Origin of the sequence: Clostridium moutaii, from assembly GCF_041205085.1 — a bacterium.
Classification (GTDB): Bacteria; Bacillota; Clostridia; order Clostridiales; family Clostridiaceae; genus Clostridium_B; species Clostridium_B moutaii.
In genome coordinates this window covers 170,489-193,590 of sequence record NZ_JBGEWD010000007.1, presented here as the reverse complement: position 1 = coordinate 193,590, position 23,102 = coordinate 170,489, and the positions used below count along the sequence as shown (strand labels likewise).

16 protein-coding genes, 5 tRNA genes, 1 pseudogene and 4 other annotated features are annotated in these 23,102 nt (G+C 32.8%); of the genes and pseudogenes, 14 read left to right on the top strand and 8 right to left on the bottom strand.

What is annotated here, in order from left to right:
* Window positions 1–103: 103 nt before the first annotated feature.
* Window positions 104–946, top strand: a pseudogene (locus AB8U03_RS09415) (helix-turn-helix domain-containing protein).
* Window positions 943–1,368 (top strand): DUF2000 domain-containing protein, encoded by a 426-nt coding sequence (locus AB8U03_RS09410; protein ID WP_369704287.1) that lies wholly within the window; start codon window positions 943–945, stop codon window positions 1,366–1,368. Before AB8U03_RS09415 ends, AB8U03_RS09410 begins: the two are co-directional and overlap by 4 nt.
* 549 nt (window positions 1,369–1,917) lie before the next feature.
* Here the strand turns inward: AB8U03_RS09410 and AB8U03_RS09405 are convergent.
* The 5 genes from AB8U03_RS09405 to AB8U03_RS09385 form a co-directional block, all read right to left on the bottom strand.
* A tRNA-Cys gene (locus AB8U03_RS09405) sits at window positions 1,918–1,991 on the bottom strand.
* 10 nt (window positions 1,992–2,001) lie between these two features.
* A tRNA-Gly gene (locus AB8U03_RS09400) sits at window positions 2,002–2,076 on the bottom strand.
* Window positions 2,077–2,086: 10 nt separating this feature from the next.
* Window positions 2,087–2,162, bottom strand: a tRNA-Phe gene (locus tag AB8U03_RS09395).
* A gap of 3 nt (window positions 2,163–2,165) precedes the next feature.
* A tRNA-Asp gene (locus AB8U03_RS09390) sits at window positions 2,166–2,242 on the bottom strand.
* Between the two features lie 9 nt (window positions 2,243–2,251).
* A tRNA-Val gene (locus AB8U03_RS09385) sits at window positions 2,252–2,327 on the bottom strand.
* Window positions 2,328–2,596: 269 nt separating this feature from the next.
* On the opposite strand from AB8U03_RS09385, the gene ytxC reads away from it, so the two are divergent.
* The 11 genes from ytxC to AB8U03_RS09330 all read left to right on the top strand — a co-directional run bounded on the left by ytxC (window position 2,597) and on the right by AB8U03_RS09330 (window position 15,129).
* Window positions 2,597–3,499 (top strand): putative sporulation protein YtxC, encoded by a 903-nt coding sequence (gene ytxC / locus AB8U03_RS09380; RefSeq protein WP_369704286.1) that lies wholly within the window; start codon window positions 2,597–2,599, stop codon window positions 3,497–3,499.
* Window positions 3,500–3,567: 68 nt separating this feature from the next.
* Window positions 3,568–3,789, top strand: a binding site (T-box leader).
* A gap of 75 nt (window positions 3,790–3,864) precedes the next feature.
* Window positions 3,865–4,088: a binding site (T-box leader), on the top strand.
* A gap of 61 nt (window positions 4,089–4,149) precedes the next feature.
* Window positions 4,150–6,063 (top strand): threonine--tRNA ligase, encoded by a 1,914-nt coding sequence (gene thrS / locus AB8U03_RS09375; RefSeq protein WP_369704285.1) that lies wholly within the window; start codon window positions 4,150–4,152, stop codon window positions 6,061–6,063.
* 50 nt (window positions 6,064–6,113) lie between these two features.
* Window positions 6,114–6,244 (top strand) — a sequence feature (ribosomal protein L20 leader region).
* 17 nt (window positions 6,245–6,261) lie between these two features.
* A complete protein-coding gene (infC, locus tag AB8U03_RS09370) occupies window positions 6,262–6,783 on the top strand; it encodes a translation initiation factor IF-3 (RefSeq protein ID WP_369704284.1) in 522 nt (173 codons plus the stop codon).
* Between the two features lie 19 nt (window positions 6,784–6,802).
* Entirely contained in the window at window positions 6,803–7,000 is a 198-nt protein-coding gene (gene rpmI / locus AB8U03_RS09365; RefSeq protein WP_369704283.1) for a 50S ribosomal protein L35, read from the top strand.
* 28 nt (window positions 7,001–7,028) lie between these two features.
* On the top strand, window positions 7,029–7,388 hold the full coding sequence (rplT, locus tag AB8U03_RS09360; RefSeq protein WP_369704282.1) for a 50S ribosomal protein L20: 360 nt from the start codon (window positions 7,029–7,031) through the stop codon (window positions 7,386–7,388).
* A 241-nt stretch (window positions 7,389–7,629) separates the two neighbouring features.
* A complete protein-coding gene (locus tag AB8U03_RS09355) occupies window positions 7,630–8,415 on the top strand; it encodes a TrmH family RNA methyltransferase (protein ID WP_369704281.1) in 786 nt (261 codons plus the stop codon).
* Between the two features lie 62 nt (window positions 8,416–8,477).
* Window positions 8,478–8,697 (top strand) — a binding site (T-box leader).
* A gap of 82 nt (window positions 8,698–8,779) precedes the next feature.
* Window positions 8,780–9,799, top strand: coding sequence for a phenylalanine--tRNA ligase subunit alpha (gene pheS, locus AB8U03_RS09350; RefSeq protein ID WP_369704305.1), 1,020 nt, complete (start codon window positions 8,780–8,782; stop codon window positions 9,797–9,799).
* A gap of 63 nt (window positions 9,800–9,862) precedes the next feature.
* Window positions 9,863–12,244 (top strand): phenylalanine--tRNA ligase subunit beta, encoded by a 2,382-nt coding sequence (pheT, locus tag AB8U03_RS09345; protein WP_369704280.1) that lies wholly within the window; start codon window positions 9,863–9,865, stop codon window positions 12,242–12,244.
* 171 nt (window positions 12,245–12,415) lie between these two features.
* The gene (gene zapA / locus AB8U03_RS09340) at window positions 12,416–13,015 is read left to right on the top strand and encodes a cell division protein ZapA (RefSeq protein ID WP_369704279.1); all 600 of its coding nucleotides are present in this window, start codon (window positions 12,416–12,418) and stop codon (window positions 13,013–13,015) included.
* Between the two features lie 116 nt (window positions 13,016–13,131).
* Window positions 13,132–14,115, top strand: coding sequence for a glycosyltransferase (locus AB8U03_RS09335; RefSeq protein ID WP_369704278.1), 984 nt, complete (start codon window positions 13,132–13,134; stop codon window positions 14,113–14,115).
* 21 nt (window positions 14,116–14,136) lie between these two features.
* The gene (locus tag AB8U03_RS09330) at window positions 14,137–15,129 is read left to right on the top strand and encodes a glycosyltransferase (RefSeq protein WP_369704277.1); all 993 of its coding nucleotides are present in this window, start codon (window positions 14,137–14,139) and stop codon (window positions 15,127–15,129) included.
* A gap of 104 nt (window positions 15,130–15,233) precedes the next feature.
* On the opposite strand, the gene AB8U03_RS09325 is transcribed toward AB8U03_RS09330, so the two are convergent.
* The 3 genes from AB8U03_RS09325 to AB8U03_RS09315 form a co-directional block, all read right to left on the bottom strand.
* Window positions 15,234–16,283, bottom strand: coding sequence for a glycosyltransferase (locus AB8U03_RS09325; protein WP_369704304.1), 1,050 nt, complete (start codon window positions 16,281–16,283; stop codon window positions 15,234–15,236).
* A 432-nt stretch (window positions 16,284–16,715) separates the two neighbouring features.
* On the bottom strand, window positions 16,716–19,838 hold the full coding sequence (locus AB8U03_RS09320; RefSeq protein WP_369704276.1) for an exosporium glycoprotein BclB-related protein: 3,123 nt from the start codon (window positions 19,836–19,838) through the stop codon (window positions 16,716–16,718).
* A 141-nt stretch (window positions 19,839–19,979) separates the two neighbouring features.
* Window positions 19,980–20,549 carry a DNRLRE domain-containing protein gene (locus AB8U03_RS09315; protein WP_369704275.1) on the bottom strand — a complete coding sequence of 190 codons (570 nt, stop codon included), beginning with the start codon at window positions 20,547–20,549 and terminating at the stop codon, window positions 19,980–19,982.
* A gap of 143 nt (window positions 20,550–20,692) precedes the next feature.
* On the opposite strand from AB8U03_RS09315, the gene AB8U03_RS09310 reads away from it, so the two are divergent.
* Window positions 20,693–23,062: a DUF3656 domain-containing U32 family peptidase gene (locus AB8U03_RS09310; protein ID WP_369704274.1), complete on the top strand. Its 2,370-nt coding sequence runs from the start codon at window positions 20,693–20,695 to the stop codon at window positions 23,060–23,062.
* Window positions 23,063–23,102: the final 40 nt, after the last annotated feature.

Sequence of the window (23,102 nt, the reverse complement as noted above, 5' to 3'; positions counted from 1 at the left end):
TGATATTTGTGGATAAAATTAATTGTATGTAATGCAATATCATACAAGAATTATTGATTTATTTATGTTATCTTTAGAAACGAGTAGAAGGGAGTATTATAAAATGCAAAGGGAAACTCGAACTGTTTATTTAGATAAGGAGTTAAATATAGAAGCTTATAATTTTAAAGGAATTAAGCAGAAATTTCCAAACCATTTTCATGAGTATTATGTTATTGGCTTTATTAAAAGTGGAAGGCGACATTTGTCTTGTAAAAATAAAGAATACGATATTAAAAATGGTGATTTAATTTTATTTAATCCTCATGACAATCATACTTGTGAACAGATTGATGGAAAGGCACTTGATTATAGATGCTTAAATATTAAACCTGATGTAATGAAACAAACTGTATTTGAAATTACAGGTAAAAATTATATGCCGTATTTTACAGAGCCAGTAATATTCAATAATGATATTGTGCCATAATTGCAGGAATTATACCTTATGATCATGCAGGGTGAAAAAGATTTTAAAAAAGAGGAAATTTTTTTGTTTATAATTGAACAATTGATAACTGGATATGCTAAACCAATAGCTGTAGCTGTTATACAGGAAATAAATACGGAGATTAAAACAGTATGCGATTTTTTGGAAAAAAATTATATGAAAAATATTACACTGGATAATCTGAGTAATTTGACAGGGATAAGTAAATACAATTTGGTGCATTCATTTACCAGACAAAAGGGAATATCACCTTATAGCTATCTTGAGAGCATTCGTATAGATGAAGCTAAGAGATTTTTGGAAAGTGGAGTTAGTCCAATAGAGGTTGCATTAAGTACAGGATTTACTGACCAAAGTCATTTTACTAAATTTTTCAAAAAGTTCATTGGTTTAACCCCAAAACAATACATGAATATTTTTATAGACAAATTTACGGACAAAGGAGAATGTAAATGAATAAACAAGAAAATATAAAATGTGTTATGGTAATAAATGAAGATCTTCCATTGGGAGTGATTGCAAATGCATCAGCAATATTGGGTATTACTCTAGGAAAACATATTCCTGAATTAGTAGGCAAAGATGTTGCTGACGCTTCAGGGAAAAAACATCTAGGTATTATTACAATCCCAGTGCCAATTTTAAAGGGGAATAAAGAGATTATTAGAGAATTAAGAGAAAAATTATATACTTCTGATTTTGATGATGTTATTGCAGTTGACTTTTCGGATATTGCACAAAGTTGCAATGTTTACAGTGAGTATCTACAGAAAGTATCAACTGTTTTGGAAAAACAACATACATATTTTGGGATTGCCATTTTTGGTAATAAGAAAAAAGTTAACAAGCTAACAGGTAGTATGCCTTTGTTAAGATAGCCAATGTTAGCAAAAAATCTATATGATATAATTTTTTATAGAATAGACTGCAAATTTAAACTTTAGTGTAGGTGTGAGTATACTTAGAGAAAATAAGTATTATCCTTAATTAATCTCTAGTAATTTAATTCGTGTTAATTGAAACTTGCGAACTAGTTGTGATCAAATATTTTAGGGTATAAGTGAGACGAACAGCCACTTATTATTGTAAGTATAGTGTAGTTAATTATACTACTTTTTAATTTTATAATTTGAAATCCTTCCTGTAAAAAATGTCAAAAATATAATTATGATATTTACTACTGCAAATAATTTATTCCTTTCCATATGCCATTATACCCCAATTTATAAATGTAAATTACTTTCTGAAATTAGACCATATATTTTTATAACATTAAGAATTTTAATTACAACACCAAAAATGAATATGCTGGTTAGAATTGATAATATTCCATATTTTGCTAAATGAAAAAAAGTTACAATTCAAAAGAACCAGTATTAAAAATAAAAGATAGTTTAATCAGTGATTAAACTATCTTTTATTTTCTTTGGAGGCGCCACCCAGATTTGAACTGGGGATGAAGGTTTTGCAGACCTCTGCCTTACCACTTGGCTATAGCGCCATATAAAAAATGGAGCGGAAGACGAGATTCGAACTCGCGACGTTCACCTTGGCAAGGTGACGCTCTACCACTGAGCCACTCCCGCATATTTTAAATGGTGGCCAGACCAGGAATCGAACCAGGGACACGAGGATTTTCAGTCCTCTGCTCTACCGACTGAGCTATCTGGCCACATGGCGACCCAGAAGGGGTTCGGACCCTCGACCTCCGGCGTGACAGGCCGGCACTCTAACCAACTGAGCCACTGGGCCATAATATTATGGTGGGCACAACAGGGCTCGAACCTGTGACCCTCTGCTTGTAAGGCAGATGCTCTCCCAGCTGAGCTATGCGCCCATAATCACATTATCACCACGACAATTCATATTATATATTGAGTTCTATATATTGTCAATACTTTATATTAAAAAATTGCACTAGCCTTAGCAAACTTTAAAATTATTGATAATATGATTTTATTTATCATTTATTTATGGTATTAAAATATTATATGATATTAAAATATTATTTTGAATATATTGATTTTGTTATGTCGATATTTGACAATAGAAATTTGAATATAGATTTTTTTTAGACACATACTATTTTTGAAGGGAGTGTGAATAATGCTATTAACAACTATAGTTTACAATAAGGAAAAGAAAAGTGTAATACATGGTATTCAAGAATTAAAAGAATATTTTAGGCATAAAGGCGTGCTCATTGGTATATATGAAAGTATAGAGTCTGATACTCACTTCCTTAAACTATTTTGTGATAGAGAAATAAACAACAAACTTATGAATATATATAATATGTATATTGCAAATATTATATATGATATAGTAATAGATGAGTTTTATGAAAAAGATATTCTGGCTTTTTTGTCTGATGAATATTTTTTCCTAAAATATGAAGAATTAGAGGAAATTAGACTGGAAAGCTTAAAAGTATTGAAGGGTAAAATGACAATTATAGATGAAAATTCTATTTTTTGCATAAATAAGAGAAATGATATACTGGATAAAATATCAAATTGTATAAATGAAAATAATGAGATAAATATAGAGGGATTTATAACTTTTAGAATCAGGGAACTTTTAGATGATTTGGAAAGTATAATTGATAAAGTGGTTGAGAAATATATGGTGGATAAGGAATACAATGAATTTATAAAGCTTTTAAAATATTTTGTGGAAATTCAAGAAAGTAAAATAGACTATTTAAGTATAATAATAGATAATGATGGTAAATATATAATAAAAGATAAAGAAGGAGATATAACAGAAAGCTTTTTTAAGGACTTAAAAGCATTAAAATGCAATAAAAATATAAATTCAGATTTGGATGATGTTTTAATAAGTGCATTGATAACCAATTCACCGGACAAGATAGTAATTCATTGTGCTGAAAATTGCAGAAATTCAGAATTAATGGATACTATTGAAAAAGTTTTTACCGATAGAGTTGAATTCTGTAACAGCTGCAGCATATGCAAATCCGTAAAAAGCAATTTGAATAGAGTATAATTTATAAAAATTTTTAATTCCCATATTGACATACTGATTTTAGAATAATATAATGAATTTAAACAGAAATAAAGGCTATGAAAGGGAAAAGTAAATAAATTAATTATTTTAAGAGAGAAGGATTTTAAGCTGAAATATCCTTTAAATAAAATTTATTGAAAAACCACCTTTGAGTTGTATACTGAAATTTTAGTAAGTATTTCCGTTAACCCACGTTAAAGGTAGAGTGAATAGTAATTAAATTTTTTACTATTAACTTGGGTGGAACCGCGGTAATACTCGTCCCATATTTTGGGGGGAGTTTTTTTATTATTTATTTTTATATCAATTAAAAGTAAAGTGTCTATGTTTTATTAAATATTAAGAAAAAAGTCATGAAAAGGAAGAGTAAATAAAAAATTATTTTAAGAGAGAAGGATTTTAAGCTGAAATATCCTTTAAATAATTTTATTGAAAACCACCTTTGAATTGTATACTGAATTTTAGTAGGTATTTCCGTTTAATCTGCGTTAAAGATTCAAAGATAACAGATGGCCTTATATATTGCACTGTTAAATTTGGGTGGAACCACGGTAAATTCGTCCCTTATATTTGGGAAGAATTTTTTTTATAAATTTTAAATTAAAATAGATTTATAAGGAGGAACAATTATGATAAAAATAAGCCTTAAAAATGGTAAAGAATTGGATTCAGAGAAAGGATTAAAGGTAAGTGATATTGCAAAGAAATTAAGTACTTCCCTGGGGAAGAAAGCACTGGGAGCTAAAATAAATGGTGAAATAGTGGAATTAAATCATCCTGTAAATGAAGATTGCAAACTTGAAGTTCTTACTTTTGAAGATGAAGATGGAAAAAAGATATTGAGACATACAGCTTCTCATATACTTGCTCAGGCAATAAAAAAATTGTATCCGGAGGTTAAGCTTGCTATAGGACCTGCTATAGATTCAGGATTTTATTATGATGTAGATGCAGATTTTTCATTTACACCGGAATTATTAGTTAAGATCGAAAATGAAATGAACAAAATAGTCAAAGAGAATATTAAATTGGAAAGATTTGAGCTTCCAAGAGCAGAAGCAATAAAATTTATGGAAGAAAGAAAAGAACCGTACAAGGTGGAATTGATAAAGGATTTACCAGAGAATGAAATTATATCCTTTTACAGACAAGGGGATTTTGTAGATCTATGTGCAGGACCTCATTTACCTTCTACAGGGAAGGTAAAGGCAATAAAACTTCTTTCCATAGCAGGTGCCTATTGGCGTGGAGACGAAAAGAATAAAATGCTTCAAAGAATATATGGAACTGCATTTGAAAAGAAGAGTGATCTTGAAGATTATATTAAACTTATGGAAGAAGCCAAGAAAAGGGATCATAGAAAATTGGGGAAGGAATTGGATTTATTCAGTATGCATGAAGAAGGACCTGGATTCCCATTTTTCCATCCAAAGGGAATGATAATTAGAAATGAGCTTCAAAATTTTTGGAGACAAATGCACAGAAGAGCTGATTATGATGAAGTAATGACTCCAGTTTTGTTAAATGAAGAGTTATGGCATCAGTCAGGACACTGGGATCATTATAAGGAAAATATGTACTTTACTAAGATAGATGGAGAAAATTATGCTATAAAGCCTATGAATTGTCCAGGAGCTATACTTATTTATAAGAACAGCATACGTTCTTATAGAGATTTACCTAAAAGATATGGTGAAATGGGAATTGTCCATAGGCATGAAAAATCAGGAGCTCTCCATGGACTTATGAGAGTAAGATGTTTTACTCAGGATGATGCCCATATATTCATTACTAAAGAGGATATTACAAATGAAATAATACAGGTTATAAAACTTATAGATGATTTTTATAAGATATTTGGATTTAAGTATTTTGTAGAGCTTTCTACAAGACCTGAAAATTCCATGGGAAGTGATGAAGATTGGGAGGCTGCAACTGATGGATTGAGAAATGCATTAAAAGTGGCAGGACTTGATTACAAAGTTAATGAAGGTGATGGAGCTTTTTACGGACCTAAGATAGATTTCCATTTAAGAGACTGCATAGGAAGAACTTGGCAATGTGGGACAGTACAGCTGGATTTCCAGATGCCGGAGAAATTTGATCTCAGCTATATAGGGGCAGATGGAGAAAAACACAGGCCAGTTATGATACACAGAGTTGTATTTGGTTCCATAGAGAGATTCATAGGAATTCTTATAGAACATTATGCAGGGGCATTTCCAGCTTGGCTTGCACCAGTTCAGGTAGAGGTCATGGATATTACTGATGATCAAAAAGAATATGCAAAAGAGGTAATCCAAAAATTAAAAGACCAGGATATAAGGGTGGAAGCTGATGTGAGAAATGAAAAAATAGGCTATAAGATAAGAGAAGCTCAGATGCAAAAAGTACCTTATATGATTATTTTAGGTGATAAAGAAATGGGTCAAAAGAATATATCTGTAAGAAGCAGAAAAAATGGAGATTTAGGATCAATGTCATTGGATGATTTTATAGCAAAGCTTAAAGATGAAATTTCCAATAAAGTAAGTGATATATAAAAAGTTAAATTTATATATTGACTTACAATGACAAAAATAGTATAATATAATTCGTTAAGAAGAAACCAGCCGTTTCTCACCTTACGGCAGAGCCAGTAAGGTTTTAAGAATTTTATATTGTAAATTCTTTATTTTGATGTATTCAAGGGACGGCAGATGCTGTCCCTTTTCATATTTTTTGTTAAATCCACCTAGGAGGTGAATGTTATTAATAAAGGTTTTCTTTTAAATAGTGAGATAGTTGAAAAGGAAGTAAGGGTTATTTCAAATAATGGAGATAAGATTGGAATTGTACCTTTAGAAGAAGCTTTAAAGCTTGCAGAAGAAAAAGAACTTGATTTGGTTATGATATCTCCTAATGCAAATCCACCAGTGTGCAAGGTAATGAATTATGGAAAGTTTATTTATGAGCAATCCAAAAAGGAGAAAGAAGCTAAAAAAAAGCAGAAAGTCATTGATATAAAAGAAGTTAGACTTAGTCCAACTATAGAAGAACATGATATTTCCATTAAGGCTAAAAATGCAAGAAAATTTTTGCTTACAGGGGATAAAGTTAAAGTTACTATAAGATTTAGAGGTAGGGAAGCAGGCTATTCCTTTATAGGTAGAAAGACTTTAAATAATTTTTATTCTAAACTTGAAGATATTAGTATAATAGAAAAACAGCCAAAACTTGAAGGCAGAAATATGACAATGACATTATCAATAAAAAAAGCATAATTGAGAGGAGGAAGTTGTTATGCCAAAAATGAAAACAAAAAGAAGTGTAGCAAAGAGATTCAAAGTTACAGGAACAGGCAAGTTAAAGAGGGCAAAAGCCTTTAGAAGCCACATATTGACGAAGAAAAGTACAAAGACTAAGAGAAATCTTAGAAAAACAGGATATGTATCAGAAACTCAAGAGAAAACAATGAAGAAATTAATACCTTATGTATAATTAAAAGATTTTAAAAGGAGGTTTTAAAATGGCAAGAGTAAAAAGAGCTATGAATGCTCGTAAACATCATAAGAAAATATTAAAGCTTGCAAAGGGCTATTATGGCGGCAAAAGCAGGTTATTCAGATCTGCTAATGAAACAGTTATAAGAGCTTTAAGAAATGCATATATAGGAAGAAAATTAAAAAAGAGAGATTTTAGAAAACTTTGGATAGCAAGGATAAATGCTGCAACTAGAATAAATGGACTTTCCTATTCCAAGTTTATAAATGGAATAAAGACAGCTGGTATTGATGTAAACAGAAAAATGCTTTCAGAAATAGCAATAAACGATCCAAAAGCATTTACTGAATTAGTTGACATAGCTAAAAAACAATTAAGCGCATAATTCAGATAAGCGCATAATTCAGACTACATCAAGTGATTCTTAGGTTTAGCGGAGTTTTCTCACAAGAAATACTTTTCACACAGAACCTTGGAAGAACTTATCCAGGGGCATAGCATTGCTTATGATCTCCCGCCTTGAAAAGATGGGAGTGTTAGCAATGATAGCTATCGGATAAAAGAGTGCAGTATAGTTTACTGGGCTCTTTTATTGAATTCTAAGATAAATTATGAGGATGAGTCCAATGGATATAATTAAGAGCAGGGGTAATCTGCAGGTAAAACAAGCTAGAAAGCTAATGGAAAAAAAATATAGAATTGAAAATAAAAAGTTTTTAATAGAAGGCTTTAGATTCGTAAAGGAAGCTTTGAATTCCAGCTTTAGAGTGACTGCTATTTTCTTAAGTGATAGTTTTTATGATAAGTGGGAAAAGACTTTGATGGAAGAAAAGATTGGGTACAAATCTTCCGTATATATTGTTACTGATGAGGTGCTAAAGAGTATCAGCAGTACTGAAAGTCCTCAGGGGGTAGTTGCTGTGGTAGAGAATACACAGTTAAGCCTTAAAAATACAGAGGGATTTTATGTGCTGGCAGATAGAATACAGGATCCAGGAAATATGGGCACTATAATACGAAGCTCTCATGCAGCTGGAGCTTTAGGCGTTATAATAACAAAAGGAACAGTAGACATATATAATGAAAAAACATTGAGATCCACTATGGGTTCTGTTTTTTATATACCGATAATTCAAGACACAGATCTTGAAAAAACGAAAGTCCTGAGAGAAGATGGGTTTAAGCTCATAGCCAGTTCCTTGGATACAGATACTAATTTTTATAATATAAATTTAAAACAAAAAATTATATTTGCTGTGGGAAATGAAGCAAATGGATTAAGCGAGGATATAGGGAAAATTGCAGATATAAAAGTAAGAATACCAATGCCTGGTAAAGCTGAATCCTTAAATGCAGCTGTAGCAGTATCTATAATGATGTTTGAAGCAGTGAGACAAAATTCAAAATTTTGATATTGACAATAGATAAAAGTATATGTAATATTTAAAGATATAGATAATAAAAAATTTTATAATGTTATACTGTGAAAGAGAAAGTAGATATATGAGTTTTTTTAGAGAAAAAAAGTCAGGGCTGAAAGCTTTTTTAAAAATATTGTATATTGAAGTTCACTCTGGAGTACTATCTGTGAAATATGAGTAGCATCTAGCGGTAATGCCGATAAATTTTCAAAGAGAATATTATTTTATAATATTAATTTGGGTGGTAACGCGGAATAGAAGTTCGTCCCTTAAATGGGAGGGGCTTTTTTTATATAATATTTTAATTTAAGAAATTGAATTTTACTGAGAAGGGAGAGAATTTAGTATGAGTATGATTAAGGAAAAATTAGAGAAAATTAAAGAAAATGCACTTAAGGAATTACAGGATAGAGAAAGCAATCTGAGTATAGAGGATATAAGGATTAAGTATTTAGGCAAGAAAGGTGAATTAACTAAAATACTTAGGGCAATGAAAACACTTTCTAAAGAAGAGAGGCCCATGGTTGGAAGGCTTGCCAATGAAATTAGATCCGTTTTAGAAAATGCCATAGAAGAAGCATCCAGAAAAATAAAAGATTTTAAAACAGAAGAAAAACTTAAGAGTGAGACAATTGATATAACTATGCCTGGCATAAAACAAAATATTGGAAGACGCCATCCATTGGAACAGATTTTAGAGAATATGAAAGAAATATTTATTTCAATGGGGTTTACTATAGAAGAAGGACCCGAAATTGAAGAGGATTACTATAATTTTGAAGCATTAAACATACCTAAAAATCATCCGGCAAGAGGAGAACAGGATACATTCTATATAAACGATAATATAGTGCTTAGAACCCAGACATCGCCAATACAGATAAGAACTATGAAGAAGCAAAAACCTCCAATAAAAATGATATCTCCGGGAAAAGTCTATCGTTCAGATTCAGTAGATGCTACTCATTCACCTATATTTTATCAAATGGAAGGCCTTGTAGTGGATAAAGGTATAACTTTTGCAAATTTAAAGGGTACTCTTGAACTGTTTGCTAAAAAAATGTTTGGAGAAGGCATGAAAACAAAATTCAGGCCACATCATTTTCCTTTTACGGAACCATCAGCAGAAATGGATGCTACCTGTTTTGTATGCAATGGAAAGGGATGCAGGGTATGTAAAGGAGAGGGATGGATAGAACTTTTGGGATGTGGTATGGTTCATCCACAGGTACTTAGAAATTGCGGCATAGATCCTGAAGTCTACAGCGGATTTGCCTTTGGAATGGGTGTAGACAGAATGGTCATGCTAAAATATGGCATAGATGATATAAGAAATATGTATGAAAGTGATATGAGATTCCTGGACCAATTTTAGTTTAGGTAAAATGGTTGGGATTTAATTAGTGACTTTAGTTAGATTGAGAAAGGAGATTTTTTTATGAAAGTACCAGTAAATTGGTTAAAAGATTATGTTAAGATAGATATTATAGGGAAGGATTTAGGAGACAAATTGACTTTAAGCGGTTCAAAGGTTGAAGAAGTTATTACAACTGGAGATGAAATTCAAAATGTAGTTACAGGTAAAATAGTAAAAATAGAAGCACATCCAAATGCGGATAAATTGGTTGTATGTCAGGTGGATATAGGAAAAGACGAATTACTTCAAATTATAACAGCTGCAACTAATATGAAAGAAAATGATATAATCCCAGTTGCACTCCATGATTCAATAATCCATGGAGGAGTAAAGATAAAAAGGGGAAAATTAAGAGGAATTATGTCAAACGGAATGTTTTGTTCTGAAGAAGAATTGGGAATAGCCGGTGATAAGCCGGTATATGGGCTTATGATTTTACCGGCAGACACTCCAGTTGGAAAAGATATAAAAGAAGTATTAAATATGACCAGCAGCATATTGGATTTTGAAATAACTTCTAATAGGCCTGATTGTCTAAGTATCATAGGAATGGCAAGAGAGACCGCAGCAACTTTAGATGAAAAGTATAATATGCCTGAGTTAGGATATGTGACCTCTTCACATAAGAATATAAATGATGAGCTGAAGGTTGAGGTAAAGGATGAGCTTTGCAGAAGATATATGGCAAGAGGAATAGAAAATGTAAAAATAGAACAGTCTCCCGGATGGATGCAGGAAAGGCTTTTGGAGGCAGGGGTAAGACCTATAAATAATTTGGTGGATATAACTAATTTTGTAATGCTTGAAACAGGGCAGCCTATGCATGCCTATGATACAAGACATATAGAATCCGGTAACATAATAGTTGAAAGATCAAAAAATGGAGAAGAATTTGTCACATTGGATAATGAAAAAAGAATATTAAATGAAAATGTGCTTACCATAAGAGATGGAAACAGAGCTATAGGCATTGCAGGAATAATGGGAGGACTTAATTCTGAAGTTAAGGAGGATACTTCATCCATAGTATTTGAGTGTGCTAATTTTGACGGGGTTAATATAAGAATTTCTTCCCAAAGATTGGGGCTTAGAACAGAAGCCTCAGCCAGATTTGAAAAAGATCTGGACCCCAATTTGGCTGAAATGGCTATGGATAGGGCTTGTCATTTGGTGGAGAAACTAAGGGCAGGAAAAGTTATGCAGGGTACAATTGATATATACAACAAAAAAGTTGAACCGTTTAGCTTGCAGGTAAATTACAATTGGATAAATAATTTTTTAGGTACGGAAATATCTAAAAATGAAATGGCCCAATGCTTAAATAGACTGGAATTAAATACAGAAATTGAAGGAGAAGTTTTAAAGATAAATATACCTACTTTTAGAACTGCAGATATAAAGATAAAGGAAGATATAGCCGAGGAAGTAGCTAGAATATATGGATACAGTAACGTGCCTTCCACTATAATAAAAAGTGTAAGTACCAGGGGAGGGAAAAATACTAAACAAAAATTAGATGATGAAATTCTAAGAGCACTTACTTCAAGCGGTTTAAATCAATCTATAAGTTATTCCTTTATTAGCAGGAAGGTGTTTGACAAAATACTTTTGCCAGAGGATAGTGCCCTCAGAAATGCTGTAGCTATAAAGAATCCTCTGGGAGAGGATTACAGTATAATGAGAACTACTACAATTCCTTCTATGATGGAATCTTTAGGTAGAAATTACTCCAGAAAAAATGAACTGGTCAGATTATTTGAAATAGGTAAAGTATATATGCCAAATAAAAATGCAAATAAATTACCTCATGAAAAGAATATTGTCACTATTGGTATTTACGGTGGAGTGAATTATTTTAATTTAAAGGGTATAGTAGAAAATATATTAGAGGTGCTGGGAATAGAAAAATTTTATTTTGAAAGGGAAAGCAATAATCCAAGTTTCCATCCGGGAAAGACAGCATCCTTATATATAAGAAAGAATATGGCGGGAATATTAGGAGAGATTCATCCTAATGTACTAGACAATTATGGAATTGATGAGAAGTGTTATGTGGCAGAATTGAGTTTAGATGTGCTTTATGAATATGCCAATTGGGATAAAAAGTATAAACCACTTCCTAAATTTCCTGCAGTTACAAGAGACTTGGCAATATTGGTGGATGAAGATGTTCTGGTAAAAGAAATAGAAAATGTTATAAAAAAGCAGGGTGGAAATATAGTAGAGAGTGTAAAATTCTTTGATGTCTATAGGGGAAAGCAAGTGGCTCAGGGGAAAAAGAGTGTAGCTTATTCTATATCCTACAGGCTTGAAAATAGGACCCTTACAGATGATGAAGTAAATAAGATTCATGATAAAATATTAAAGGCATTAGAGCATAAATTCGGGGCACAACTTAGATAAATAATTATGGCTTAAATTAAGTTAGATGGTAAATCAATAACTGTCTAACTTAATTCCATTACCCTTTATAAAAATTTAAACTTAAATATAATATTTAACATATATAAGATTTGTGATAGAATGTTCTTATAGGAGATTGGAAAAACAGCATTGATCTGAGAGGGTGTTTGAATGAATGTAGTAACAGTATTTATAAATGGAATTGAATACAATTTAAAAGGTGATGAACAAGAAGAATATTTGCATAAAGTAGCCAGCTATGTAGATAAGAAAGTAAAAAATATATTGGGAAACAATAGTAAATTAAGCACTTCCTCAGCAGCTATTTTATCTGCACTTAATGTGGCAGATGATATGTTAAAAACACAAGAACATAATGATGAGTTGTTAAAGCAGGTAAGAGAGTTAAAAAAGATTGAAAAGGTTTATGAAGATCAGATTAATTCTCTTAAAAAACAACTTAAATATACAGAAGAGCTTAATGAAGAATTTAAAGAAAAGTTAAAAAGAACTGAAAATAGTAAACAATTAAAAGAAAAGGACAAACATATTGAAAAACTTCAGGCTGAAATAGAAATTATAAAGGAAACCACTCAAAAATATATAAAGGAAAATACAAAAATTACAGAAGAAAATAAGGAGTTGAAATTCCAGGTCCAATCTGGAAAATATAAGATAATAGATCTCCAGCATAAGTTAATAGAAAATCAAATAAATTTAGCAAAGGAAAAAAAACAGAAAAACCCTCTTTTAAATAAGGAGGCAAGGTAGAATCCGAACTGATAATGACATTAGTTCGGATTTCTTTTTAATAACTAAATTTAAATATCTGCATATAATAAGATGAGTGAAAAAAACTTTATTGTAATATTGTCTGGAGGATTAATATGAAAGCTTTATTTTGCATAAGAAGAGACTGCTTTAGTAATTTTGCAGGAGACTCAATGCAACTTATGAAAACAGCTAAGTATTTAAGAGAGAAAAAGGTGAAAGTAGATATAAATACAGGGTCCATATATGATTATTCACGTTATGATATTATACATCTGTTTAATTTAACCAGAGTTGAAGAAACTTATAAATATTACAAAAGAGCTAAATATTATAATAAGACTATAGTGTTATCACCTATATATTGGAATTTGACAAAATATTATAATCATGTAAATGATACTAAAAATTTAATTCTGTGGGATAAATTGGATATGTATAGGAAAGAGATATTAATGGGATGCAAATCAATATATCCTAATAGTAAATTGGAAAACATTCAGATACAGAAGGATTTTCATATAAATGCTCCTTATAATATAATTTATAATGGCATGGAAATAGAACATAGAGTTCCTTATAATTTTAAGAAAGCATATGGATTAAATGATTATGTACTTTGTGTAGGCAGAATATGCGGTAGAAAAAATCAACTTGCTTTAAGTAAAATATGCAGTCAACTGGGGTTGCAATTAGTACTTATAGGAAGTATAAATGATATGAATTATTTTAATAAATGTATGTCCTATAATAATGTAAGATATCTGGGATTTATGAATGACTACAATATATATAATGCGAATATGTGTGCAAGGATGCATATATTACCAAGCTTTGTGGAGACACCGGGCTTATCTTCTTTGGAAGCAGCTGCCAGTGGTTGTAATATAGTTTCAACCATAGAAGGAAGTACAAGAGAATATTTTAAAAATATGTGCATCTATTGCGACCCTTATAATGAACATAGTATAAAAGATGCTATAATCCGTTCTTTTGAAATGAAAAAGGATGAAAAATTAAAAAAGTATGTGATTAAAAATTATAACTGGAGAAAATGTATAAATGTATTATTTGAAAGTTATAAAAGTCTTGTAAAGTAATATAAAAACAGGAGGATGCAATTGGCTACTTTTATTCAAATGCCTACAGTTCCATATAATAAAATGTATCAAAGGCCCCAACAGATAATGCGAAAATTAAGTGAAAGGGGACATATTGTATATTATATGGATAATATAAATGAGGAGTATTTTATAAAGATAAATAAAAATCTATATGAGGTCGGGGCAAAATATAAAATTAATGTTAAAAAATTAAGTAAGCCTGTAATATTATGGTGCTCTTCTCCAGAACAAGTAGTTAGAATAAATAGTATATACCATGATTATGTAATATACGATATAGTAGATGATTATTCACATGAATTTAAGGCCTGGAATATATATGTAGATGATATGTTAAGTGCAGCGGATATGGTATTTGTAACAGCAGATAAACTTTATAAAAAATTTTTTCCAAGGCATGATAATATCTATTTAGTTAAAAATGGGCTTGATGTGGATAATTTTTCTCTGGATAAAAATGAAATTCCAGTGGATATTCCCAGGAATAGAAAAGTTGTGGGATATGTGGGAGCTGTGGCTACATGGATAGATTGGAACTTAGTTAAATATATATTAAATAGTAATTATGACTTTGTATTTGTAGGAGCTAAATATGGAGATATAAATATAAATTTTAATAATAATAATAATATTTATTTTTTAGGTGAAAAGAAATATGAAGAACTTCCTTATTACATTAGCAATTTTAACTGCTGTATTATACCATTTAAGGTAAATGAGATGACAAATGGCTGCAATCCTATAAAACTATATGAATATTTGTCTTTGGGAAAGCCAGTAGTAAGCACTGCTATAGAAGAAGTTGTTAAAATGGAAAGCAATTGTTATATATCAAGGAAAAATGAGGATTTTATAGAGAATATAATAAAATCAATTGATGAAGATAATGAAAGCCTTGTCATTTCAAGGAGAAACTTTGCATTAAATAACAGCTGGGACAAAAGAGTATCCAATATAATCGAAAAATTATCATTAAATAACATATTGTAATATTATTAAAAGTTAAAACTTTAATAAGTGCTGCAAGAGATTATATGAAATTCTATAAATATAATATTATATTGGGCAAAAAGGTGAGAATATAGAGGAATAAATTATATACCTATATTCTCAAAATACTTTTTGTTAAAAAGTATGTGCTTATCAGCAGGCCTGAATTTTCTGGCTATTTCATTATGAGAGCATGCTAATTTATGATTTCCAAGTTTATCATAACAGACACATAATTGAAGGTGGGGGATCCAGGTCCAGTAGGCATCATTAAAAAATCCAAGACTATTTTTAGGCTTTTCCAATCTTAAAGCCGTTTCATACCAAAATATGGCCTGATACAATTTATTTTCATTTAGAAATGAAAAGCCAATTTGACAGCATCCTTCAGCTCTTGGGTTATCATATTCAAAGCTTTTGAATATATATTTTCTAGCTTTTTCAGGTTTATTTATTGATAGATAATAATCGCACATATTATTGCAGACTCTGATCTTATCTTCTAACCATCCTTCATCCGAAGCTAAAAATTTAGAATAATATTTAATAGCCTCAACATATCTTTTGTGATCGTAAAGTTCATTGCCATAATAAAGAATATCTCTTAAAGAAAAGTGCATCCCTTCTTTTAATTTATCTTCATAAATTTGAATATTGCGATTAGGTTTATAGTGCACTTTTTTGTGTGTTATATTTATGTCAGAATCAAGCGCATTACCATATACTTCTAGATATTCATGGATGAAACCTATCCATTTAAAATTTCTTGAGGCTTTCACTAACCTGTTCCGTCTGTAGCTTAAAGTTATATTGCCGTATTCATCGAATCCTATATTGTATTTCATGGTTACAGAATCTAAAGAAGTATCAAAAGACCCCTTTATAATTTTAAATTTTTCCATATCTTTAGGAAGTAAGATATCATCTGCATCAAGCCATAGTATATGTTCTTTGGTAGCTTTACTGAAGGAAAAATTTCTTGCTGATGAAAAATCGTTTATCCATTTAAAATCATATATTTTATCAGTGAATCTTGTGCATATATCCTTTGTATTATCCGAAGATCCTGTATCTACTATTATGATTTCATCAACTATATCTTTAACCGAAGATAGACAGCGTTCTATTGTATCCTCTTCATCTTTTATTATCATACACAGGCTTATTTTTATAGAATGCTTCAATATATCATCTATCATCTCCACTCATTTCCACTTGTATTAATTTTAACTAAAATTAAACTCATTCTGTAATAAAAGTCTATCCGAAGGCCACTATTGCTAACGCCTCCACTTCGTAAAGGGGGATAGGCAAATGCTGTGTCCCTGGATAAGTTCTTCTAAGGTCCAGATAGGAAAAGTATTTCTTATGAGCAGATTTCATCTAAACCCAATAATAACTTGATATTATAAGTAAGATATGGCGTATACTCTTATTTATAATATGTTTTTCATAATATATGTGCTTTTAATTATAAAAATTTAAATAATATGCTATTTGAATGAAATTCCAGGTAAATTTTAAAAAGCCATTTCTCTATAAAAGTAGTTTCTATAGAGAAATGACCATTTTAGCAGAAAATTAAATTAATCAATATTAACGCCAGCACTTGCATAACCTGCGATGGTTGTAGCTAAATCAATACCAGATGTGACATTTGCTGAAAATACCATTAATAAACGAGTTCCTGTAGTTACCGGTATTGACAGACTTGAAACAGAGCCACTGCTGACAGAACCAATTGAAATTATATTTGTTAGTGCTGGAGATAATGTTACAGCAGCACCTGAAATTGGAGTAAAAGTATTATTAGGTGTAGTTGATTGATATAATTGTGCGGTAATACTTACAGTCGAGCCTATAAGAGCCAATGATGCTGTAGTGCTGAAATATGCGGCTATTGAAGTAATTGTACCCGTACGAGGAACCGAAAGTGCCAAGTTAAGCAGAGTTCCAGCGGCACCCGTTAAATCAATAGTACCATCTCCAGAAACATTGACACCAGTAGCTGAATTCCCAAAACCAACTAGGCTTACGTTACCTAATAAACCGTCTAAAACGGTAGTTAATGAAGTAGGAAGACCTGATGCAAATGGAATTATAGCACCGCCTCCGCCAGTTGCTCCAGTAGGACCGGTAGGACCGGTAGCTCCAGCAGGGCCAGCAACACCCTGGATGCCTTGAACACCTTGAGGACCAGTAGCGCCAGCAACACCTTGGATACCTTGAGGACCAGTAGCTCCGGTAGGTCCGGTAGGTCCAGTAGGACCAGTGACACCTTGAATGCCCTGAATGCCTTGAGCACCGGTAGCGCCGGTAGGACCAGCAATACCCTGAATTCCCTGAGGACCAGTAGGACCGGTAATACCCTGAATTCCTTGAGGACCAGTAGGGCCAGCAACACCTTGAACGCCCTGAATACCTTGAGGACCAGTAGCACCGGTTAAACCAGTGGCACCAGTATTACCCTGGATGCCTTGAATACCTTGAGCACCGGTAGCACCGGTAGGGCCGGCAACGCCTTGGATGCCTCGAGGACCGGTAGCGCCAGTAGGACCAGCAACACCTTGAACACCCTGAATACCTTGAGGACCAGTAGGACCGGTTAAACCAGTGGCACCAGTGTTACCTTGAACGCCCTGGATACCTTGAGCGCCAGTAGGACCAGCAACACCTTGAACGCCCTGAATACCTTGAGGACCAGTAGCACCAGTAATACCTTGAATCCCCTGAATACCTTGAGGACCGGTAGCACCGGTTAAACCAGTAGCGCCAGTGACACCCTGAATGCCTTGAGGACCAGTAGGACCGGTTAAACCAGTGACACCAGTGTTACCTTGAACGCCTTGAATACCCTGGGAGCCAGTAGGACCGGTAGCGCCAGTAGGACCGGCAACACCTTGAACACCCTGAATGCCTTGAGGACCAGTAGCGCCGGTTAAACCAGTAGGGCCAGCAACACCTTGAACGCCCTGAATACCTTGAGGACCGGTAGCACCGGTTAAACCAGTCGCGCCAGTGACACCCTGACTGCCTTGAGGACCAGTAGGACCGGTTAAACCAGTGACACCAGTGGTACCTTGAACGCCTTGAATACCCTGGGAGCCAGTAGGACCGGTAGCGCCAGTAGGACCGGCAACACCTTGAACACCCTGAATGCCTTGAGGACCAGTAGCGCCGGTTAAACCAGTAGGGCCAGCAACACCTTGAACGCCCTGAATACCTTGAGGACCGGTAGCACCGGTTAAACCAGTGGCACCAGTGTTACCTTGAATGCCTTGAACACCTTGAGGACCAGTAGCGCCAGCAACACCTTGGATACCTTGAGGACCAGTAGCTCCGGTAGCGCCAGTAGGACCGGCAACACCTTGAACACCCTGAATGCCTTGAGGACCAGTAGCGCCGGTTAAACCAGTAGGGCCAGCAACACCTTGAACGCCCTGAATACCTTGAGGACCGGTAGCACCGGTTAAACCAGTGGCACCAGTGTTACCTTGAATGCCTTGAACACCTTGAGGACCAGTAGCGCCAGCAACACCTTGGATACCTTGAGGACCAGTAGCTCCGGTAGCGCCAGTAGGACCGGCAACACCTTGAACACCCTGAATGCCTTGAGGACCAGTAGGACCGGTTAAGCCAGTGGCACCAGTGTTACCTTGAACACCCTGAATACCCTGAGGACCAGTAGGACCGATTAAACCAGTGGCACCAGTGTTACCTTGAACGCCTTGGACACCTTGAGGACCGGTAGCACCAGTAGGACCAGTAATACCTTGAATGCCCTGAATGCCTTGAGCACCAGTAGGGCCAGCAACACCCTGAGTTCCTTGAGGACCAGTAGGGCCAGCAACACCTTGAACGCCCTGAATACCTTGAGGACCAGTAGGACCGGTTAAACCAGTGGCACCAGTATTACCCTGGATGCCTTGAATACCTTGAGCACCGGTAGCACCGGTAGGGCCAGCAACGCCTTGGATGCCTCGAGGACCGGTAGCGCCAGTAGGACCAGCAATACCCTGAATTCCCTGAGGACCAGTAGGACCGGTAATACCCTGAATACCTTGAGGACCAGTAGGGCCAGTAACACCTTGAATGCCCTGAGGACCGGTAGCACCGGTAGGGCATATAGGTGGGCATGGATTACAAGGATCATAACAAGGATCATTGCAGTCATCATTATATCCTATTAACAAATAAGGTGGACAATTACCTCTGCTGCTGTCGCAACCTATTATAGTATTAATACTGTTTTCCGATTTAACTAGAGTTATTCCGTTATTTTGAACTGTATTATTATACCAATCAATAACTAAATTTGTGACATCTATTTGAATATAACTTCCAACATCTTCATCTAATATTGTTTCACTATAAGGGGTCATAGAGATATTGGGTGTATTACTCCAAGTAGCTGTACCTTCATTAAAATCACTTAAATTGTTATAAACAGTTACTTGTTGGTATGGGTGCTGACAATCAGATTGATCTTTTCGATTTACATAAAGATACAAAATTGCATTCGTTACTGTACCTCCAGAAGGTATTGAACTAGCAATATCAAATTTTAGCAGGCTTCTATAATCATCTGGGCATCCATTATATTGAGAAAATTCTCCCATATACAAAACAGGTGATGAAGCGAAGTTTTGATTTGGAAGAAATTGAGATATATATACGTCATCAGTTGGATAGGCCGTGTAAAAAGCCATAAATTTTCCTCCTCACTTTTCGAGTATTATTCTCTTGTATAAATAATTAAAAATGTTTCAATTATAATATATAGATTTTCTAGGTTTTTTGTTACATACGTTAAATAATAATTTCTTATATTTATGTAATATTGCCAACAGTTATATTTGGGTGTATTGTTGGCATTCTGTATTATAAGTATATTTAATTGAGAGATAAGGTGAATTGGAAGATCTGCTGCTGCCATATCCAATTATGGTATCAATAATATTTTCTGTTCCCACTAAGGTTATGCCATTATTTGCGATAATCTTATCATGCCATTTGAGAAACAGACAGGTGATATCCAACTGTATATAGTTGCCAATATCTTTATTTAAAATTGTTTTACTATATGGAGTTATAGAAATATTAGGGGCATTATTCCAAGTTGCCGTATTTTCACTGAAGTTTATTAGATTACTATAAACAGTTAAACATTGAGATGAATGTTTATAATCGGTTTTATCTTTCCTATTTACATAGAGATGCAAAGTTACTTTTTCTATGAAACTTTTAGATGGTATTATATCTGTAGTATTAAATTTTAATAGACTTCTATAAGCATCTGGACATTTATTATGTTCTGTATATTCTCCTGTATATAAAAATGGGGATGATACAAAATTTTGAGTTGAAAAAAATTCTGATATATATATATCATCAGTTGGATAACTTATATAAAAAGCCATAGTTTTACCTCCTGAATTTCTACTTATTCATATAATATTATAATTGTTTCAATTATAATATATGGTTTTAAAAAAGATAAAATTACAATATAATTTTCAACTATGCTAATTTATTATATAATTGATGTGAAGGTGATAAATTCATGAAAAAAATAGAATTACTAGCTCCAGCAGGAAGCTTAGAAAGCATATATGCTGCAATTGGAGCAGGAGCAGATGCTGTTTACCTAGGAGGAAATAAATTTTCTGCCAGGGCTTATGCACACAATTTTGATGACAATAACATGGAAAGTGCAGTAGAGTATTGCCATTTATATAATGTTAAAGTGTATGTGACTATAAATACTATAATGAAAGAAAAGGAGTTAAATGAAGCTTGTAAATATGCTGAGTTTTTATATAATATAGGAGTAGATGCCCTTATAGTGCAGGATATCGGGTTTTCTTCCATTTTAAAAGATAGGCTTCCAAACTTTGAATTGCATGCTTCCACTCAAATGACCATACATAACGGTGAAGCTGCCCTGTTTTTAAGCAAGGCAGGATTTAAAAGAATAGTACTTTCAAGGGAACTTTCATTGAAGGAAATAGAACATATATCTAAAGATATGGGAATAGAAACGGAAATATTTATACATGGTGCCCTTTGCATTTGTTATTCCGGACAATGTCTTATGAGTAGTATCATTGGAGGTAGAAGTGGAAATAGGGGAAGGTGCGCTCAGCCCTGCAGACTTCCCTATGAAATAATAGATAAAAAAGGTGAGAATAAAAAAAGTGGGTATCTCTTGAGTCCTAAAGATATGTGTACTATTGAGGATATAGGAAAAATAATGAAGAGTGGTGCATCATCTTTAAAAATTGAAGGAAGAATGAAAAGACCTGAATACGTGGCAGGAGTGGTAAGAGAATATAGAAATATGATGGATAATTTTTATGAGAACCCTGAAAAATTAAATGATATATTATATTTAAATAATAGTAAAAAAAACCTTTTGCAATTATTTAATAGAGGAGGTTTTTCAAAAGCTTATTTATATGGAAACACTGGAAAGGATATGATGTCTTATTCTTTCCCTAAAAATACTGGAATAAGAATAGGCCGTATTAAAGATGATAAAACTATTTCTTTAATTGGGAGCATATCTGTAGGGGATGGAGTGCGAATTGGAAATGAAGGCTTTGCTGTTTCTAAGATATTCAAGGGGAAAAGAGAAGTAGTAAGGGCCTGTGCAGGAGAAAATGTAAAAATCATACCTTTTAAATATAGAGGTGAAAATGTAATATACAAGACATCTGATTTAACACAAATTAGAAAATTGCAGGAAATTTATAAAAATCACCATTTAAAAAAGGTTAAATTGCCATTGACGGTACGATTTCAGCAGGGAAAACCTATTACATTACACACCTGTTATGATGGTGTGGATTTTAAAGCAGAGGGAAAAGAAGTTGTAAAAGCATTAAAGCAGCCTCTGAATAAAGAAAGAATATATGAAAATTTAAATAAAACAGGAGAAGAAATATTTGAATTCAGCAGTATAGAGTTTAAATATTTTGAAAGTGGTTTTTTACCTGTATCTGCACTAAATGAAGTTAGAAGAGAGCTTTTGAAAAAAATCAAAAAATATATATTGAATAAAAATAGTGGAAATAATAATTGCCATAGGGAAGTTTATAATCCATTTATTATAAAAAATGAATTTGATGAGGAGAGTTTACCTGAAAAAATGGTATTTGTAAGCAGCGATGAACAATTAAAGGCAGCATTGGAATCAAATTTTCAGTGTATATGTATAAATCCATTTCAGCAGAGTAAAATTGAGAATTTAGAAAACTTTAAATTTAAAAAAATATATATTAAAATACCCAATATAGTAAAAGAGGAATTTAATTATATAGAAGAGTTTATAAATAAAAACCTAAGTAAAATTGAGGGTATAGTTACTGCAAATTTAGGTGTAATAAGTAAATTAAAAGATAAAACAAGAATTTTAGGAGATTATAAGTTAAATATAACAAATAGCTCTGCTTTAAATTTTTATAGTAAAATTACAAATGGGGATTGCCTAAGTGTGGAATTAAACAAACATGAAATAAAGGATCTTATTGGAAAAGCCAGGGCTAAAGCACAGGTACTGGTATATGGTAAAATAGAACTTATGATAAGTGAACACTGTGTTATAGGAAGTGCCGTCGGAAATAAATGCAGTTCTAAAGGCTGTAATGAAGCCTGTAAAAAGGGAGAATTTTCACTTTTAGACAGAAAGAAAAAAGAATTTAAATTAAAAACGGATAAGTTTTGCAGAAGTTATGTATATAATACTGTGCCTATCAATTTGATACCCAATATAAGGGAATTAAGGAATATGGGTATAAACAGCTTCAGAATGGATTTTATAGATGAGGACTATAATCAGACTAAAAAAATATTAAGATATTTTGAAAAAGAAGAATTTGAAGGTGATTTTAGTGGATTTACACGAGGACATTATAAAAATGGTGTAGAATAAATTATATTAACAAATAATAAGCTTATTTTTCATTGAAAGG